The following is an 18774-nucleotide window of genomic DNA, read 5'->3' as shown; positions in this document are numbered from 1 at the left end:
TCAGCCCGCGGCCGGGGCCTCGTAGCGGTAGGGGTCGCTGCGCAGGCCGCGGGAGGTGACCACCACCGTGAACGGGGGCTGCGTCGTGGCCGGCAGCGGGGCCGTCAGGGCGCCCGTCACGGGGTCCGGGGTGGCGGGCAGCGTGGTGTCGGCCACCGTGAGGCGGGGGTCGGTGAAGCCGCCGCCCTCGACCGTGAGCAGGCCGTCGGAGACGGTGACGTCCGTGATCACCGGGTTGGCGCGGGTGGCCATCTTGTTCACGAGGTACGCCCCCGCCGGTGCGCCCGTAAGAGCCCAGATCTCGTCGGGGAGGCGGGGGAGTCCGGCGCCCACGTCGGAGAGGAAGAACAGGACGACGTAGAGCATCGTGACCGCGCTGAGCGCGACGTACTGGAGGTCGACGAGGTCGGTCCGGCCGCTGTCGTTCGCGATCAGCTCCCGCAGCGGGCGGCCGCCCGTGGCCGCCGGCTTCGGCGCCGGCTTGGCCATGCTGCCGTTCTCCACGCGGATGCCGACCACCGTCTTCGCGGCGATCATGGCCGCGTACGGGCCCCCGATCAGCGGCAGGTACACCGTCGTCAGTGAGGACAGCGGGCCGTGCTCGCCCTGGAACCAGCCGATGCCGCCGCCCGCGGTGAGTCCGTAGCCGAGGGTCGTGAGCAGCAGCCAGACCAGGACCACCGTCCACGCCAGGGCGAGCGCGGTGGAGGTGGAGAGCCGGCCGTCGCGCCCGGTGACGAAGGCCGGGTGGCGGCGCAGCCGCTGGGCGAGCGGCCCGGCGAGCGCGGCGAGTAACGCCAGTGCGAAGAGTGCGGATGCCATGTCGTCCCCCCGGAAACGGTTGTGCCCCACACTTACCCGTTGGCTGAGGGCATGACAAGTCGCTTCCTGGGAAGGCCCGTTACTCCTCGCTCTGCTCGGGCAGCACCGGGAACCTGCGCGGCGCCACCAGCAGCAGGATCAGCAGCGAGGCCACGGCTGCGCCCGTCGCGCCGAGGAAGATGTGGTCCACGGCGGCGGCCACGGCCTCCCGCAGGTAGTCGGCGGCGGCCTGGGGGAGCAGCCCCGGCTGGTCCAGGGCCTTGGACACGTCGTCCAGCTTGTCCGGAAGGCCCGGCATGGGGGCGTCCACCAGCCGGGCGGCGATGGTGGCGTTGGCGACGGCGCCCAGCAGGGCGGCGCCGATGCTCTGGCCGACCTGGCGGGAGAACAGCACCGAGGCCGTCGCGGTCCCGCGCTCCGCCCAGCCGACGGTGGACTGGACCCCGACGACCAGCGGGAGCTGGAAGATGCCGAGGGCGCCGCCCAGCAGCAGCATGATCAGCGCGGGCTGCCAGGGCAGGGCGGGATAGGGGAGCAGGGTGAAGGAGTACAGGATCACCGCGGCCAGCCCGATCCCGACGGCCGCGGTGTTCCGGAAGCCGATGCGCCGGTAGACGTGCTGGCTGAACGCGGCGGTGATGGGCCAGCTGAGGGTCATCACGGACATGACCAGCCCGGCGCTGATGGGCCCGAGCCCGAGAACGGACTGGGCGTACGTGGGCATGAACACCATCGGGGCGACCATCAGCAGGCCGAGCGCCCCCATGGCCAGGTTGACGGCGGCGATGGTGCGCCGGCGCCACACCCAGCCGGGCAGGATCGGCTCCTCGGCCCGGCGCTCGATCCGGACCACCACGGCGGCCAGTACGGCGCTCGTGCCCAGCAGTCCCAGCGAGGGCGCGGACAGCCAGGGCCAGGCGACCCCGCCCTGGACGAGCGCGAACAGCAGCAGGCCGCCGCAGGCGAAGATGCCCAGTGCCCCGGCCCAGTCGACCGGGCCCCGGCGCCCGGGGGACCGTACGGGCTCCGTGAGGTGACGGGCGATCATCCACAGGGCGAGGGCGGCCAGCGGCAGGTTGATCAGGAAGATCCAGCGCCAGTGCGCGTACGAGGCGAGCAGCCCGCCGAGGGCCGGCCCGGCCACGGCGGAGGTGGCCCAGACGGTCGACATCCGGGCCTGGATCTTCGGCCGGTCCTTGAGCGGGTAGAGGTCGCCGGCCAGGGTCTGGACGGTGCCCTGGAGGGCGCCGCCGCCCAGGCCCTGGATGATCCGGAAGGCGATGAGGGCGGCCATGTTCCAGGCGAGCGCGCACAGCAGCGAGCCGACGAGGAAGAGCCCGATGCCGAAGAGCAGCACGGGCTTGCGGCCGAAGGTGTCGGACAGCTTCCCGTACACGGGCAGGGTGACGGTGACGGACAGCAGGTAGCCGGAGAAGAGCCAGGAGAAGACGGAGAACCCGCCGATGTCGCCCACGATCTGGGGCACCGCGGTGGAGACGATGGTGCTGTCGAGGGCGACGAGCGCCATGCCGAGCATCAGTGAGGCGACCACGGGGGCGGGCGGGCGCCCCGGCGCCGCCACCCCGGCCCCCGCCGCCGTGCCGGGCCCCGCGCCTTTGGCCGAAACCGTGCTCCCGGAGGGGCCGTCGCTCCCCCCGGCTATGCCGTCCGGACTTCCGTCCGCTCTCTCCCCAGACCCCACGAAGATTCCTTCCCCCTGCACGCACATGCGGGGAACACCTTCTCACCGCTGCCGTATGCGGCGGTATCCCCCAGAGCAGGTCCCCCGAAGGGCGGAGAACCCCTAGGGGACGCTCCGCACAAGGTGCCGGGGGTCTTTCGTCCCGGCGGAGGAGGAGACGGGCCGCGGCGCGTCCTTAACTGGTTCACATGGGGCCGGGAGCCCGAGGGGTGGGGTTAACCCCCGGACCGATACGGCAATGGGCACCAGCGCGCCGGAGCCCGCCGCGCAACAGACTTCACGACGGCGACGCACGCAGAAGACGAGAAGGAGAAACACCGTGACAACGGCTATGACCGAAACCAGGCACGGGGACGGCCAGGGGCACGCAGCCGTCGCGGCCCGGGCGCGGAAGGTCGTCAAGGCCTACGGCTCCGGCGAGACGCGCGTCATGGCCCTTGACACGGTGGACGTGGACATCCACCGCGGCCAGTTCACCGCGATCATGGGTCCTTCGGGCTCCGGCAAGTCCACGCTGATGCACTGCCTCGCCGGTCTCGACACGGTGACCAGCGGGCAGATCCACCTCGACGACACCGAGATCACCGGGCTGAAGGACAAGAAGCTCACGCAGCTGCGCCGTGACCGGATCGGCTTCATCTTCCAGGCGTTCAACCTGCTGCCCACCCTGAACGCCCTGGAGAACATCACGCTCCCCATGGACATCGCGGGCCGCAAGCCCGATGCCCAGTGGCTGAACCGGGTCGTGGAGACCGTCGGCCTGGCCGGGCGCCTGAAGCACCGCCCGACCGAGCTCTCCGGCGGCCAGCAGCAGCGCGTGGCGGTCGCCCGCGCCCTCGCCGCCCGCCCGCAGATCATCTTCGGCGACGAGCCGACCGGAAACCTGGACTCGCGGGCCGGCGCCGAGGTCCTCGGCTTCCTGCGCCGCTCGGTGGACGAACTCGGCCAGACCATCGTGATGGTCACGCACGACCCGGTGGCCGCCTCGTACGCGGACCGGGTCATCTTCCTCGCCGACGGCAAGATCGTCGACGAGATGTACGGGCCCACGGCCGAGCAGGTCCTGGACCGCATGAAGGACTTCGACGCGCGCGGGCGGACCTCGTGAGCAACACCGTCCTGAAGACCTCCCGGCGCAACTTCGTCGCGCACAAGGGACGGATGGCGCTCTCGGCCGTCGCCGTCATGCTCTCCGTCGCCTTCGTCTGCGGCACCCTGGTGTTCACCGACACCATGAACACCACCTTCGACAAGCTGTTCGCCGTCACCAGCGCCGATGTGACGGTCAGCCCGAAGGAGGCGAAGGGCGGGGAGGAGACCCCGGAGCGCGGCAAGCCCGAGACGCTGGCAGGGCCCACCGTCGAGCAGGTGAAGAAGGCCGAGGGCGTCAAGAGCGCCGAGGGCGCCGTCATGTCGACGTCCGTCACGGTCGTCAACTCCAAGAACGAGAACATGGGCTCGACCACCGGTGCCCCGACCATCGCGGGCAACTGGAACGACAACGAGCTCAAGTCCATGAAGATCACCGCCGGCCGGGCGCCGCGCGGCCCCACCGAGGTGATGGTCGACTCCGACACCGCGGAAAAGCACCACCTGGGGCTCGGTGACGAACTGCGCACCATCGCCGTCACCGGTGACATCCGCGCCAAGATCACCGGTATCGCCGCCTTCACCGTCACCAACCCGGGTGCGGCCGTCGTCTACTTCGACACCGCCACCGCGCAGCAGGCGCTGCTCGGTTCCCCCGGCTCCTTCACGCACGTCAACGTCACCGCCAAGGACGGGGTGAGCGACGAGCAGCTCAAGCAGGGCATCGCGAGCGCCGTCGGCGCGGACACGTACAAGCTGCAGACCGCCAAGGAAGCCGCGGACGCCAACCGCAAGGACGTCGGTTCCTTCCTCGACGTCATGAAGTACGTGATGCTCGGCTTCGCCGGGATCGCCTTCCTCGTCGGCATCTTCCTGATCTTCAACACCTTCTCGATGCTGGTTGCCCAGCGCACCCGCGAGATCGGCCTGATGCGCGCCATCGGCGCGGACAGCGGACAGGTCCTCAAGTCCGTCGTCCTGGAGGCCTACATCCTCGGCTTCGTCGGCTCCGTGCTGGGCGTCGGCGCGGGTGTGGGCCTGGCCGTCGGCCTGATGAAGGTCATGGGCCAGATGGGCATGCACCTGTCCACCGACGATCTGACCGTCGCCTGGACCACCCCGGCCATCGGCCTGCTGCTCGGCATCAAGGTCACCGCCGTCGCCGCCTTCATCCCGGCCCGCCGGGCCGGCAAGGTCTCCCCGATGGCCGCCCTGCGCGAGTCCGGCACCCCCGGGGACAAGAAGGCCGGCGTCGTCCGCGCCGTCCTCGGCCTGGTCCTCACCGGCATCGGCGGCGCGGGGCTCTACCTCGCCTCCGCCGCGGAGAAGGCCGGACCCGGATCGCTCTGGCTGGGCCTGGGCGTCGTCCTCACCCTCATCGGCTTCATCGTGATCGGCCCGCTGCTCGCCGCGGGCGTGGTGCGGGCGCTGTCCGGCGTGGTGCTGCGGCCCTTCGGGTCCGTGGGCCGGCTCGCCGAGCGCAACGCCCTGCGCAACCCGCGCCGCACCGGCGCCACCGCCGCCGCGCTGATGATCGGCCTGGCCCTGGTCGCCTGCCTGTCGGTGGTCGGCTCCTCGATGGTGGCCTCCGCCACCGAGGAACTCGACAAGTCCGTCGGCGCCGACTTCATGCTCAGTTCCCAGTCCGGGCAGATGGTCGTGCCGCAGGCCGAGCAGGCGCTGCGTGCCGTCAAGGGCCTCGACCACGTCACCGCCTACCGCCAGGTGGAGGCGAAGGTCACCGCCCCCGACGGCTCCACCGTCGAGGAGGGCATCGGCGCCACCGACCCGACGTACGCCGGGGACATGCGGCGCAAGATGGTCGCCGGAGAGCAGGCGGCGGCGTACGGCAAGGGCTCGATGTCGGTCGGTTCGATCTACGCCACCGCGCACCACGTCAAGCTCGGTGACGAGCTGACGGTCGCCTTCACGGGCGGCAGCACCGTCAAGCTGAAGGTCGCGGCGATCACCAGCGACGAGGGCACCTTCGACAGCGGCATGATGTTCGTCAGCACCGCGGTCGCCCAGGCGAACGTGCCGGCCGACCGGATGCCGCTCCCCTTCATGCTGCTGGCCAGCGCGAAGGACGGGGAGTCCGACGCCGCCGCGTACCAGGCGGTCAAGGCGGCGGTGGCGGAGTACCCGCAGTACGACGTGCGCAACCGGGCCGACTACAAGCAGGCGCTCAAGGACCAGGTCGGCCAGCTCCTGAACATGGTCTACGGGCTCCTCGGCCTCGCCATCATCGTCGCGGTCCTGGGGGTCGTGAACACCCTGGCCCTGTCGGTGGTGGAGCGGACCCGCGAGATCGGCCTGATGCGCGCCATCGGCCTCTCCCGCCGCCAGCTGCGCCGCATGATCCGCCTGGAGTCGGTGGTCATCGCCCTCTTCGGCGCCCTGCTCGGCCTCGGGCTGGGCATGGGCTGGGGCGCCACCGCGCAGCAGCTGCTCGCGCTCGAAGGCCTCAAGGTTCTGGAGATCCCCTGGCCGACGATCCTCGGGGTGTTCGCCGCCTCGGCCTTCGTGGGCCTGTTCGCCGCGCTGGTCCCGGCCTTCCGGGCGGGGCGGATGAACGTTCTGAACGCGATCGCGAGCGAGTAGGGGTACCTGCCGCCGCGTTCGTACGGGGGAAAGCGGGGGGAAGCGGGGGAGCACGGGGGAGGCGCCGGTCCGGGACCTTGGGGTCCCGGACCGGCGTCGCGTCATTCGTGGCGCATCAGGACGACGCCCTCGGCCTCGCCCACGAGCTCGAACCGCTCGCCGGGGTGCAGCTGCCGGGCATAACCGGTCGGGTCCTGACCGGCCCACTTGGAGGAGTTGTCCAGGGTGATCCAGTCGGGGACGACGCCCTTGCTGCCGCCGATCCACAGCACGCGGCAGCGGGAGGTCAGCCGGGTCAGCGGCGCGGTGTCGGCCTCCACCGTCGCCCCGTCGGGGATCCGGTCGAGGAGTTCCTCGATCGCGGTGACCCGGGCGGGCTTCTCGTACGTACGGGCCTGCGCGAGCTTCTCGGTCGGCAGGCTGGTCACGCTGAGGGCGAGGCCGGCGGCGAGGACGGCGGTGGGCAGCTGGAGTGCGTACGCGCGCAGCCAGGCCCGCTCACCGCGCCGGGCGGTGTCGATCGCGTCGATGAGGGCGAGGGCCACGACGGGCATGAGGACGGCGCTGTAGTGCCAGTCGGTGGACCAGTAGTGGTCGTCGCCGGACAGGAACCGCCAGCCGAGGGTGGGGGCGGCGACCAGCAGCAGCGGTGAGCGCAGGGCCAGCAGTCCGGAGGTCGGGATCAGCACCCAGGCCAGGGTGGTGAGCTTGGTGCCGAAGCCGTCGAGGGGGCCCGCGCCGTGGATCTTGTCCCAGTAGCCGTAGCCCGCCGTGGCGAAGGCCGGTATGACGACGGTGAACACCAGGGCGGCGAGGACGGTGGCCAGGGCGGCGACGCCGAGGGCGACCGCGGCGGCCCGCCGGTCGGTGGGCCGGGCCCGCCAGGCGACGACCACGGCCAGGGCGGCGAGGGTGAAACCGAGGTCCTCCTTGACGAGGAGCAGCGGCAGCCCCCACAACAGGGCGGCCCGCCAGCGCCGGGCGAGGACCGCCTCCAGGGCGAAGGCCAGCAGGGGCACGGCGAAGGCGATCTCGTGGAAGTCGAACTCGACGGCCCGCTGGATCCCCCAGGACAGCCCGTACGCGATCCCGACGGCGAGCCCGCGGGGCCGGCCCAGGAACCGCCCGGCCGCCCTGGTGACGGGGACGGCGGAGAGCGCGAAGAGCGCGGCCTGCGCGACGAGCAGGGTCACGGGGCCCGGGAAGATCCGGTAGAAGGGGGCGAGGGTCGCGATGACCGGGCTGAAGTGGTCTCCGAGGATGTTGGCCCCCGGCCCCTTCAGATCGGCGACGGGCTCGCGCAGGTGCGCGTACGCGCGGATCGCCTGCTCGAAGATGCCCAGGTCCCAGGAGGCCCACTCCATCCGCCGGAACCGTCCGACGGACAGCACGAGGTAGACGAGGAACAGCCCGGCGGCCACCATCCAGGGCCCGGCCCACCGTCGGCTCCCCGCCTTCACGGCGGCTGTGGCCGCCGGCGCGGCGGGGCGGGCTATCGCATCGCTCGTCACGGACTCGTGCTCCTCGGCCGGTCGGCGTCTCTCCGGCGGAAAGCGTCGCGGCGAGCTCAGACGGTCAGTACCGGGACATCGTAAAGCGGGATGAACTTGTCACGCGTGACGAGGGTCAGCCCTTCCGACTGGGCCTGGGCGATCAGCATGCGGTCGAAGGGATCCCTGTGGTGGAGGGGCAGCTGTCCCGCCCGGATGCCATGGAGCGCGGTGACCGGCAGCGGCCTGAGCTGACAGTCCCTGGCTCGCTCCGGCAGGTCCTCCGGGCCGTCGAGCTTGCCGAGAGCCTGCTTGACCGCCAGTTCCCACGGGGTGACCGCGCTGACGTACGCGAGGCGCTCGGTGTCCAGCAGGTCCTTGACCTCGTCGGACAGCTGTGGGGAGTCCGTCAGCCACCACACGATGACGTGAGTGTCCGCCAGGAGCTTCACTCGGCGGCCTCGGTGTGGGGGAGTAGCCCGAAGGCCTCGGCGAAGCCGGCGTCATCGGACATGTCGTCGAAGTCGTCGGCGAACACCACGGGCTCCCTGACGGATCCTCGCGAGGTCCGCAAGACTTTCCCCGCGAGCGGGATCACCTTGGCGACGGGCTCCCCCGCCTTGCTGATGATCACCTCCTCGCCGGTGGCGACCGCCTCCAGGATCTTGGAGAAGTTGGTTTTCGCCTCGTGGACGTTGTACTGCCGGGCCCCTTCCATGGGGACTCCTTCGACGGGGACGCCAGAGGTGGACTAATTGCTGGACCAAGCGTAATCGGATCGGCCCAGTGGGCGCCAGCTCCGTCACCCCCACGGGTGACCCGAATCCCCCGCGCGTGGCGCCGGGGGGCGTCGTAGGGTGGGAACCCCCGGCCCGCGAGCGTGTCGGGCCCTTCGCGTTGCCCCCTCACCGGATGGAAAGCCTCTACATGAGCCTGCACGGACTGCTCGACGCCGTCACCCGGGATCCCGCCCTCACCGAGGCGGTCACCGCGGCCGGGGACGGCAACCGCATGCATGTGGACCTGGTCGGCCCCGCCGCCGCGCGGCCCTTCGCGATCGCCGCGCTGGCCCGGCAGACCGGGCGGACCGTCCTCGCGGTCACCGCGACCGGGCGCGAGGCCGAGGACCTGGCCGCTGCGCTGCGCTCGCTCATGCCGTCGCCCGACGAGGTGGTGGACTACCCGTCCTGGGAGACGCTCCCGCACGAGCGGCTCAGCCCGCGCAGCGACACCGTGGGCCGCCGGATCGCCGTACTGCGCCGCCTCGCGCACCCGAGCAAGGACGACCCGGCCGCAGGGCCCGTCTCCGTGGTCGTCGCGCCGATCCGCTCCGTGCTCCAGCCGCAGGTCAAGGGGCTCGGCGATCTGGTGCCGGTGGCCCTGCGGCAGGGGCAGAGCGTCGACCTCGGCGAGGTGACGCAGGCGCTGGCGGCGGCCGCGTACGCGCGCGTGGAGCTCGTCGAGAAGCGCGGCGAGTTCGCCGTGCGCGGCGGCATCCTCGACGTGTTCCCGCCCACCGAGGAACACCCGCTGCGCATCGAGTTCTGGGGCGACGAGGTCGAGGAGATCCGTTACTTCAAGGTCGCCGACCAGCGGTCGCTGGAGATCGCCGAGCACGGCCTGTGGGCACCGCCCTGCCGTGAGCTGCTGCTGACCGACGAGGTACGGGAGCGGGCGGCGGCCCTCGCCGAGGACCACCCCGAGCTCGGCGAGCTGCTGAACAAGATCGCCGAGGGGATCGCCGTCGAGGGCATGGAGTCCCTGGCCCCGGTCCTGGTCGACGACATGGAGCTGCTGATCGACGTCCTGCCCGCCGGGGCGATGGCCGTCGTCTGCGACCCCGAGCGGGTACGGACCCGGGCCGCCGACCTGGTCGCCACCAGCCAGGAGTTCCTGATGGCGTCCTGGGCCGCCACCGCGGGCGGCGGCGAGGCCCCCATCGACGTCGGCGCGGCCTCGCTGCGCGGCCTCGCCGACGTACGCGACCACGCCCGCGAGCTCGGCATGATGTGGTGGTCGGTCTCCCCCTTCGCCGCGGACGAAGAGGCGGTTGGCGGCGACACGTTGAAGCTCGGCATGCACGCCCCCGAGGCCTACCGCGGCGACACCGCCCGCGCGCTCGCCGACACCAAGGGCTGGATCGCCGACGGCTGGCACACCGTCTACCTCACCGAGGGCCACGGCCCGGCCGCCCGCACCGTCGAGGTGCTCGGCGGCGAGGGCATCGCGGCCCGCCTGGAAGCGGACCTGGGCACGCTGGAGCCGAGCATCGTGCACGTCGCCTGCGGCTCGATCGACAACGGCTTCGTCGACCCGGCCCTCAAGCTGGCCGTCCTCACCGAGACCGACCTCACCGGGCAGCGCACCGCCACCAAGGACCTCGGCCGGATGCCGACCCGGCGGCGCAAGACGATCGACCCGCTGACCCTGGAGGCCGGCGACTACATCGTCCACGAGCAGCACGGCGTGGGCCGCTACATCGAGATGGTCCAGCGCACCGTCCAGGGCGCGACCCGCGAGTACCTCCTCGTCGAGTACGCCCCCGCCAAGCGCGGCCAGCCCGGCGACCGCCTCTACATCCCCACCGACCAGCTGGAGCAGGTCACCAAGTACGTCGGCGGCGAGGCCCCGACCCTGCACCGGCTCGGCGGCGCCGACTGGACCAAGACGAAGGCGCGCGCGAAGAAGGCGGTCAAGGAGATCGCCGCCGACCTCATCAAGCTGTACAGCGCGCGCATGGCGGCCCCCGGCCACGTCTTCGGCCCGGACACCCCCTGGCAGCGCGAACTGGAGGACGCCTTCCCGTACGCGGAGACGCCCGACCAGCTCACCACCATCGCCGAGGTCAAGGAGGACATGGAGAAGTCGGTCCCCATGGACCGGCTGATCTGCGGCGACGTCGGCTACGGCAAGACCGAGATCGCCGTGCGCGCCGCTTTCAAGGCGGTCCAGGACGGAAAGCAGGTCGCCGTCCTCGTTCCGACGACGCTCCTCGTGCAGCAGCACTTCGGCACCTTCTCCGAGCGCTACAGCCAGTTCCCCGTGAAGGTGAAGGCGCTGTCCCGGTTCCAGGGCGAGGCGGAGTCCAAGGCCACGCTGGAGGGTCTGCGCGAGGGAGCGGTGGACGTGGTCATCGGTACCCACCGGCTGTTCTCGCAGGAGACGAAGTTCAAGGACCTGGGCCTGGTCATCGTCGACGAGGAGCAGCGGTTCGGCGTCGAGCACAAGGAGCAGCTGAAGAAGCTCCGTGCCAACGTCGACGTGCTCACCATGTCCGCGACGCCGATCCCGCGCACCCTGGAGATGGCGGTGACCGGCATCCGTGAGATGTCGACGATCACCACCCCGCCGGAGGAGCGGCACCCGGTGCTCACCTTCGTCGGTCCGTACGAGGAGAAGCAGATCGGCGCGGCCGTCCGCCGTGAACTGCTGCGCGAGGGCCAGTGCTTCTACATCCACAACCGGGTCGAGTCCATCGACCGGGCGGCGGCCAAGCTGCGTGAGATCGTGCCCGAGGCGCGGATCGCGACTGCGCACGGTCAGATGTCCGAACAGGCCCTGGAACAGGTCGTCGTGGACTTCTGGGAGAAGAAGTTCGACGTGCTGGTGTCGACCACGATCGTCGAGTCGGGCATCGACATCTCCAACGCCAACACCCTGATCGTGGAGCGCGGCGACAACTTCGGCCTTTCCCAGCTGCACCAGCTGCGCGGGCGTGTGGGCCGAGGCCGCGAGCGCGGGTACGCGTACTTCCTGTACCCGCCGGAGAAGCCGCTGACCGAGACCGCGCACGAGCGGCTCGCGACGATCGCCCAGCACACCGAGATGGGCGCCGGCATGTACGTGGCGATGAAGGACCTGGAGATCCGCGGCGCGGGCAACCTGCTCGGCGGCGAGCAGTCCGGTCACATCGCGGGCGTCGGCTTCGACCTGTACATCCGGATGGTCGGCGAGGCGGTGGCCGACTACCGGGCCGCCGTCGAGGGCGGGGTGGAGGAGGAGCCGCCGCTGGACGTCAAGATCGAGCTGCCGGTCGACGCGCACGTCCCGCACGACTATGCGCCCGGCGAGCGGCTGCGCCTGCAGGCGTACCGGTCCATCGCCTCGGCGAACTCCGAGGCGGACGTCAAGGCCGTACGGGAGGAACTCACCGACCGCTACGGCAAGCTGCCGGAGCCGGTGGAGAACCTGCTGCTGGTGGCCGGGCTGCGGATGCTGGCGCGTGCGTGCGGGGTCGCCGACATCACCCTGCAGGGCGCCAACATCCGTTTCGGGCCGGTGGAACTGCGCGAGTCGCAGGAGCTGCGCCTGAAGCGGCTCTACCCGGGGGCGGTGCTCAAGCCCGCCACCTCGCAGGTGCTCATCCCGCGCCCGAAGACCGGGAAGATCGGCGGGAAGCCGTTGGTCGGGCGGGAACTGCTGGCATGGACGGGGGAGTTCCTCGCCACGATCCTCGGCTCGTAGGAACACGGCCGGCCGCGGCCGGGGACCGGAGGGTCCCGGACCGCGGCCGCACCCGCGCGGCTTCCGATCCCGTTCGTGGTGGTACGCCCGCTTGGGGTGATCCGCTCGCCGCGGTCCGCGACCCGCAGTCGGGACCGCCTCTGCGGCGACCGTGCAACGGTTGGGCCCATCCCCTCACCATGGCCGGAATCGCTGTATACGCTCAGACCCTGAATCCCTTTTCCGCACGGCCTGTCAGGAGCACCGATGCACGGCCCCGGCTACCCGCCGCAGCATGGTCACCAGCCCAATACCGGGGCTGTGGTGACCCTGCGCGTGCTGTTCTCGCTGCTGCCGATCCTGACCTGTGGCTTCCTGGCCTGGGGCTCGATGCTGAGGCTCGCGCTCGTGACCCGCGCGGCCCGCGACTGGGCGCTGCTCGCGGTCAGTTTCGTGCTGTCCGTCAGCTGGGTCGTGCTGATCGGCCTCGACCCGACCCCCGACACCGACGGCTGGCAGGGCAACACCGGAGCCTTCGGCACCCTCATCACCGGCCTCGCGACCTGTGTGTACTTCCTCGTCGCCGACATCCGGCACTACGAGAAGCGGGCGGCCGTCCCGTCCGCGCAGTGGTACCCGCCGGCGCAGCCCGCCCGCCCCGCCTACGGCTACCCGCCCGCGCAGGCTCCCGCCCCGGCGCCCCTGCCCCCGCAGGTCCCGCCGCAGCCGACCCCGCCCCCGCGCATCGGGCAGGTCCGCGCCGAACTCGACGAGCTCAGCGAACTGCTGCGCAAGCAGACCCCGCCGCCCGGCGGTCCCTACCAGGACCCGAACACGACCGCGATCCAGGACCCGAATCAGTGACCGACCGGCTCATCGGAGACCGCTACCAGCTGGCCTCCATCCTGGGACAGGGCGGCATGGGCCAGGTCTGGACGGCGTACGACAAGCGCTTGGACCGCCGCGTCGCCGTCAAACTGCTGCGTCCCGACAAGGTCGCCGGCCCCGGCACCGTCGCCGAGGAACTGCGCCGCCGTTTCGTGCGCGAGTGCCGGGTCACGGCGCAGGTGGACCACCCCGGTCTGGTCACCGTGCACGACGCGGGCAGCGACGGCGACGAGCTCTTCCTCGTCATGGGATACGTCGAGGGCACCGACCTCGCCGACCACATCGCCCAGCACGACCCGTACCCCTGGCAGTGGGCGGTCTCGGTCGCCGCGCAGCTGTGCTCGGTCCTCTCGGCCGTGCACGCCGTACCGATCGTCCACCGCGACCTGAAGCCGCGCAACGTGATGGTCCGCCCGGACGGCACCGTCCTGGTCCTGGACCTCGGCGTGGCCTCGGTGATGGACACCGACACCACCCGCCTCACCAGCACCGGCACGCCGATCGGCAGCCCCGCCTACATGGCGCCCGAGCAGGCCATGAGCGGCGCGGTGGGCCCGTACACCGACCTCTACGCGCTGGGCGTGCTGCTGTACGAACTCCTCAGCGGAAACGTCCCCTTCGCCGGGTCCACCGCCCTGGGCGTGCTCCACCGCCACCTGTACGAGCCCCCGGCCCCGGTCCGCCCCAAGCGCCCGGAGATCCCGGCGGAGCTGGAGGCGATCCTGCTGCGCCTGCTGGCCAAGGACCCGCAGGACCGCCCCGCCTCAGCGCAGGAGGTCTACGAGGCCCTCGCGCCGCTGCTGCCCGCCGCCGGCAGCCGCACCCCCGTGGGCCCCCTCGACCCGACCCGCCCCTTCCTGCGCCCGCACGCCCCCTGGCCGGACCGGGCCACCGTGATCCCGCCCCAGCCGACGTCCCCGCCCACGGCGCAGCCCGACATCCCCGGCGCCGTGGACGAGGCGCGCAAGCTGCTGGACCAGGGGCAGCTGACCCAGGCCGGCGACATCCTCGGCGGGATCCTCCCGGCCGCCGCCGCCCAGCACGGCGAGCACTCGCCGGTGGTCCGCTCCCTGCGCAAGCAGTACGCCGCCACGCTGATGGACGACGGCCAGTACCGCCGCGCCCTGCCGGAACTGCGCCGCCTGGCCGACGAGTTCCCGGCCGGTGACCCCCAGTCGCTGCGCTTCCGCTACGACTCGGCGCAGTGCCTGGAGCAGCTCGGCGAACCGGCCGCGGCCCTGGCGGAGTACCGCTCGCTGCTGCCGCTCTTCGAGAACCACTACGCCAACCCGGACCCGGGACTCCCCCTGGAGGTCCGCCGCCGGATCGCGCACCTGCTGCTCTCCCTCGGCGACCGGCAGGCGGCCCACGAGACCCTGGCCCGCCTGCTGTTCGACGCGGAGCGCCTGCACGGCCCGAACCACCCCTTCCCGGGTGAGGTCCGCCGCACCCTGCACTGGCTCGGTCAGGTCCGCTGACGCCGCTGCCCGTGACGCCGCTGCCACAGGGCAAGGACCGGTACGACGGTCAGGGCCAGGGCGGCCACCGCCGCGCCCGGGATGAGACCCGGGGGGCGGAAGGTGCAGTCGAGGCGGGTGGTTCCGGGCTCCAACGGGACCGCGACCAGGCCCAGATAGGCCGACGCCGGACGGTCGTTGCAGCTCCACCCGGAGATCGCGGGGACCGACAGGACCGCCGTGCCCGTGCTGCCCGGCGGGAGCGTGGCCCGGACCCGCGAGGAGCCGACCACGACCGACGTGGCGGCCGTGGCGCGCAGCCGGTCCACGGCCGCGTCCAGCCGGCCCCGGTCCAGGCAGGACAGCGTCCACCGCGCGGGCGCGGCCTGGTCGAAGACCAGCGGTGAGGACTCCCCCCGCGAGACGCCCAGCGGCTGGACGGCCGCCCGGTTGCGCGGGGCGTTGCCGTTCAGCCGCAGCGGCGGGCCGCCGACGAGCCGGGCCGTCGCGTTGTACTCCGGCGCCCACAGGTAGGCCTCCGTGCCCGCGCGGCAGATCCCCGGCGCAGCTGGGTCCTCGTACACCCGCGCGCCCAGCAGCAGTTCCTGGTTGGCGAAGGGGGAGTCGCCGTAGGCGGCGGGAGCGCCCGGCGGGCGGGTCGTGACCAGCGGAGGGACCTCGGCGCGGGCGACCGTGCCGTCCGGCCGCAGCCGGGCGCCGACCGCGAAGACGGCGTCCGTCACCGGGTTGTCGATGCTCTGTACGTTGCGCCCGCGCGAGGTCCAGCCCGCGCCCAGCGCCACCATCGTCCGGGTGAACACGTCCGGGGTGTGGCTGCTGTAGTACGAGCCGCCCTCCCCGCCCAGCAGCATCGGGTCGTTGCCCGTCAGGGCCGGCCGGCTCGGGTCGGTCCGGTACGCCGGCCAGCCCTCGGCGCCGGCCAGGGCCTCGGCGCGCGCGGTGTGCGCCGAGGACCAGGACGGGTAGTCGTCGAGGCCGCCCAGCTTGCCCTTGTGCCCGTACGCGGTCGTCGCGGCGGCCTGGCCGACGAGTACGGCCGCCAGGAGCGCGGCCGCCGGGAGCGCCAGGCGGCGGTGGCGCAGCTGCAGCGCCCACCAGCCCGCGGCGGCCAGCGCCAGCCCGCCGCCGAAGAGCACGTACCCCCACGCCGTCGTCAGCGTGCTGCCGCGTGCCCACAGCGCCGCGGCCGCCAGCAGGCCCGCTCCCGCCGCCAGCGCGCGCGGCCCCGGCAGCCCCGCCGAAAGTCCGGTCCAGGCGGCGAGCACGGCGATCCCGGCCAGCACGAAGGCCTGCCGGTACGGGCTTCCGTTCGGGGTCGCGAACAGGTGCCAGGCCAGGTGCGTCGGCGCCCACTGGAGGGAGAGCGCCACGGCCGCCGTCAGCCCCGCCCACGCCAGCCGGGTGCGCGGCGGCACGGTCCCGTGGAAGGGGAGCGCGGCCACCAGCAGCAGTGTCCCGGTGCCCAGGAAGACGGCGGGGGAGGAGAAGGAGTACGTGGCCGGCATCAGGCGGGCGAAGAGGTCCGCCCAGGACACCGGCCTGAACTCCTTGACCCAGCCCGGGTAGGCCTGCCCGGAGCTGAGGAACAGGGGGGCCAGGACCGGCGCCGCGAGGGCGATCCCCAGCACGGTCGTCGCGGCCGCCCGCCCGATCACTGCGAGCCGGGTCCGGACCCCCTCACGCGTCAGTACCACCCGTACCAGCAGCACCAGCGCCGCACCCAGCGTCGCCATGTAGGCGGTGTAGAAGTTCGCCGTCCAGCAGACGGCGACGACCAGCGGCGACAGCACGATCCGCCGCCCGCGCAGGGCCCATTCACCGGTCAGGCACAGCAGGGGGAAGGCGATCAGCCCGTCGAGCCACATCGGGTTGTAGGAGGCCTCGATCACCGACCAGCCGCACAGCGCGTACGAGGCCCCGAGCAGCCCCGCCGCCCACCAGGCCCCGCGGCGCTGCGTGCGCAGCAGCCAGGTCATCGCCGCCGCCGCGGCCGCCGTCTTCAGGACGGTGACCACGTACACCGCGAGGTCTATGCCGTCGCGCGGGAAGAGACCGACCAGGACGGAGAACGGGCTGGTGAGGTAGGTCCCGAGGTCGGGCAGGAAACTGGTGCCGTATCCGGACTGCCAGTTGAACAGCAGTCCGCCCCGCGCGCGGCCGTGCAGGAGGTCCCACAGGTGCGCGTGGAAGGGGACGAACTGATTGCCGAGGTCGTTGATGCTGCGGTGGCGTGGGCCGTACGGGAAGACGCGGGCCACGGCGTCCCCGGCGCACACGGCCACCACCGTGAGCAGGGCGGCCAGGGCCGAGCCGAGCAAGCTCAGGCGGCGCGGTGAGCCGTGCGGCGAGCGGTGCGGTGTCGACATGGTGGGCCGACCTTGGCAGCACGGGAGGGCCGGAGGGTGGCCGCGGAGTGACCCCGACACGAACAACCGCGCACCCCGACACCTCGGGAATCGTTGGTCGAACCGGTGGCCCGGACCACCGCGACCTCATACCATCGATCACCGCACGGCCCTTGTGCACCGACGCACAATCTCCCGGCCCTGGAGGCTCCTTTGCACCGTCGCACAGCGCTCTCCGTCTCCGCCGCCCTGCTCCTGGCGGCCCCGCTGCTGGCCGCCTGCTCGGGCGAAGCCCGCCCCGGTACCGCGGCCGTCGTCGGCGGCGAACGCATCACCACCTCCGCACTCCAGGCACAGGTCAACGACGTGCGCGCGGCGCAGAACAAGACCGGGCAGGCCGCCGCCGAGCTCATCGCGAGCACCCCGAACCTGGAGCGGGAGCGGCTCGACTCGATCCTCCAGAACCGGATCATCGACAAGATGGCCACGACGGCCGGAATCGCGGTCTCCACCAAGGAGATCGAGGACGAGCGCAAGGCGTACGTGGAGGACAACAAGGGAGCGGAGCAGTTCGAGGCGCTGCTCCTGCAGAAGGGCCACATGGCCCCCGGCCAGGCCGACCGGTTCATCCGGGACCGCGTGCTGCTCACCAAGCTGGCCGCCAAGTACGGGAACGGGAAGCTGGAGGAGCCGGCCCGGGCCGCCGCGAAGGCCCTGCGCATCGAGGTCAACCCGCGCTACGGCGCCTGGGACGCCCAGCAGATCAAGCTCGGCACCGGACAGACCCCCTGGATCACCCAGCGGACCCGGCCCGAGCAGGAACCCGCCGGAGCCTGACACCGACCGGGGCCCCTCCGGGCCGCGGGACGGCGGACGGAGGTAGGTTCGGAGGGTGACCGACCACGACCCCTCCGAATCCACCACGGCCGAGCCCACCGGCCGCATCGTCCTGCTGACCACCAGCCACCGGGTCGCCCCCGGCGTGCTGTCCTGGCCCGCGTGGCAGGCCCTGCACGCCGCGGACCGGGTGGTCTGCGCCGACCCCGGCCACCCGCAGCTCCCGTACCTGCGGGAGGCGGGTGTCGAGGTGGTCCACGAGAGCCCGGAGGCGCACGCGCTGGTCGAGGCCTGCGCCGGCGGCCGCACCGTCGTGGTGCTCCCGGGCGGCGAAGGTGACCAGCGGCTCACCGACGGGCTGGCGCGCCTGGCCGGATCGGGCCGGGTCTCCATGCCCGACCTGGAACTGCTGCCCGGCTCGTACGACCTGCCGGGTGCCCGTCTGCTCGACCTGGTCCAGGTGATGGACCGGGTGCGGCGCGAATGCCCTTGGACGTCGCGGCAGACCCACCGGGGGCTGGCCAAGTACGCGATCGAGGAGGCGTACGAGCTGGTCGAGGCGATCGAGGACGGGGACCGGGAGGAACTGCGGGAGGAGCTCGGCGACGTCCTGCTCCAGGTGGTCTTCCACGCCCGGATCGCGGAGGAGGGCACCGGGGACGGCGACGAGGCGTTCTCCATCGACGACGTGGCCGGGGCCCTGGTGGAGAAGCTGATCCACCGCCACCCGCACGTCTTCGGCGACGAGACGGCCGAGACTCCGGAGGACGTCAGCGCCCACTGGCAGCGCACCAAGGCGGCCGAGAAGCGGCGGGAGTCCGTCACGGACGGGATTCCGGTGGGCCAGCCGGGCCTCGCGCTCGCGGCCAAACTTGCGGGCCGGGTGCGTACGGGCGGCGTGGCCGTCGAACTGCCCCGCGGTGAGGGCATCGGGTACGAGCTGCTGGAACTGGCGGCGCGCGCCGAGGCGGAGGGGATCGACCCCGAGACCGCGCTGCGGGCGGCGGCCCGCGTCTACCGGGACGCGATCCGTGCGGCCGAGGGCGTCGGCGAGTAGCCCTCAGCAGCGGTATGGCGTC

The 18774-nt window shown here is 72.4% G+C and carries 13 protein-coding genes; 7 read left to right on the top strand and 6 right to left on the bottom strand.

The window, feature by feature from the left end; genetic code table 11:
- Both OG429_RS16420 and OG429_RS16415 read right to left on the bottom strand, forming a co-directional pair.
- Window positions 1-822, bottom strand: coding sequence for a hypothetical protein (locus tag OG429_RS16420; RefSeq protein WP_328926067.1), 822 nt, complete (start codon window positions 820-822; stop codon window positions 1-3).
- 79 nt (window positions 823-901) lie between these two features.
- Entirely contained in the window at window positions 902-2524 is a 1623-nt protein-coding gene (locus OG429_RS16415; RefSeq protein ID WP_405679816.1) for an MFS transporter, read from the bottom strand.
- 331 nt (window positions 2525-2855) lie between these two features.
- Between OG429_RS16415 and OG429_RS16410 the strand changes: the two genes are divergently transcribed.
- Together OG429_RS16410 and OG429_RS16405 are read left to right on the top strand one after the other, a co-directional pair.
- On the top strand, window positions 2856-3632 hold the full coding sequence (locus OG429_RS16410) for an ABC transporter ATP-binding protein (protein ID WP_405681411.1): 777 nt from the start codon (window positions 2856-2858) through the stop codon (window positions 3630-3632).
- A 53-nt stretch (window positions 3633-3685) separates the two neighbouring features.
- Entirely contained in the window at window positions 3686-6214 is a 2529-nt protein-coding gene (locus OG429_RS16405; protein ID WP_328930293.1) for an ABC transporter permease, read from the top strand.
- Window positions 6215-6315: 101 nt separating this feature from the next.
- On the opposite strand, the gene OG429_RS16400 is transcribed toward OG429_RS16405, so the two are convergent.
- From OG429_RS16400 to OG429_RS16390, 3 genes are read right to left on the bottom strand one after another with little or no spacing between them, the layout of a single operon-like run.
- Entirely contained in the window at window positions 6316-7725 is a 1410-nt protein-coding gene (locus tag OG429_RS16400) for a DUF2079 domain-containing protein (RefSeq protein WP_405679817.1), read from the bottom strand.
- A 56-nt stretch (window positions 7726-7781) separates the two neighbouring features.
- Window positions 7782-8156 carry a type II toxin-antitoxin system VapC family toxin gene (locus OG429_RS16395; protein ID WP_328926065.1) on the bottom strand — a complete coding sequence of 125 codons (375 nt, stop codon included), beginning with the start codon at window positions 8154-8156 and terminating at the stop codon, window positions 7782-7784.
- A complete protein-coding gene (locus OG429_RS16390) occupies window positions 8153-8422 on the bottom strand; it encodes a type II toxin-antitoxin system Phd/YefM family antitoxin (RefSeq protein WP_328926064.1) in 270 nt (89 codons plus the stop codon). The genes OG429_RS16395 and OG429_RS16390 overlap by 4 nt, the downstream gene beginning before the upstream one ends.
- A 209-nt stretch (window positions 8423-8631) precedes the next feature.
- On the opposite strand from OG429_RS16390, the gene mfd reads away from it, so the two are divergent.
- The 3 genes from mfd (at window position 8632) to OG429_RS16375 (ending at window position 14513) form a co-directional block, all read left to right on the top strand.
- Window positions 8632-12168: a transcription-repair coupling factor gene (mfd, locus tag OG429_RS16385; protein WP_328926063.1), complete on the top strand. Its 3537-nt coding sequence runs from the start codon at window positions 8632-8634 to the stop codon at window positions 12166-12168.
- Window positions 12169-12471: 303 nt separating this feature from the next.
- Window positions 12472-13011, top strand: a complete 540-nt coding sequence (locus OG429_RS16380) for a hypothetical protein (RefSeq protein ID WP_328926062.1) — start codon at window positions 12472-12474, stop codon at window positions 13009-13011.
- Complete coding sequence (locus tag OG429_RS16375; protein ID WP_328926061.1) at window positions 13008-14513, top strand: serine/threonine-protein kinase; 1506 nt, start codon at window positions 13008-13010, stop codon at window positions 14511-14513. The genes OG429_RS16380 and OG429_RS16375 overlap by 4 nt, the downstream gene beginning before the upstream one ends.
- Here the strand turns inward: OG429_RS16375 and OG429_RS16370 are convergent.
- Window positions 14501-16879 (bottom strand): YfhO family protein, encoded by a 2379-nt coding sequence (locus tag OG429_RS16370; RefSeq protein WP_328926060.1) that lies wholly within the window; start codon window positions 16877-16879, stop codon window positions 14501-14503. The two genes, OG429_RS16375 and OG429_RS16370, sit on opposite strands and share 13 nt — an antisense overlap.
- 192 nt (window positions 16880-17071) lie before the next feature.
- On the opposite strand from OG429_RS16370, the gene OG429_RS16365 reads away from it, so the two are divergent.
- Together OG429_RS16365 and OG429_RS16360 are read left to right on the top strand one after the other, a co-directional pair.
- Entirely contained in the window at window positions 17072-17695 is a 624-nt protein-coding gene (locus OG429_RS16365) for a SurA N-terminal domain-containing protein (RefSeq protein WP_328926059.1), read from the top strand.
- 55 nt (window positions 17696-17750) lie between these two features.
- Window positions 17751-18752: a nucleoside triphosphate pyrophosphohydrolase gene (locus tag OG429_RS16360; RefSeq protein WP_328926058.1), complete on the top strand. Its 1002-nt coding sequence runs from the start codon at window positions 17751-17753 to the stop codon at window positions 18750-18752.
- Window positions 18753-18774: the final 22 nt, after the last annotated feature.

The sequence above is a fragment of the Streptomyces sp. NBC_00190 genome, from assembly GCF_036203305.1.
In the GTDB taxonomy this organism is placed as follows: domain Bacteria; phylum Actinomycetota; class Actinomycetes; order Streptomycetales; family Streptomycetaceae; genus Streptomyces.
This window is presented reverse-complemented; position numbering and strand designations above follow the sequence as displayed.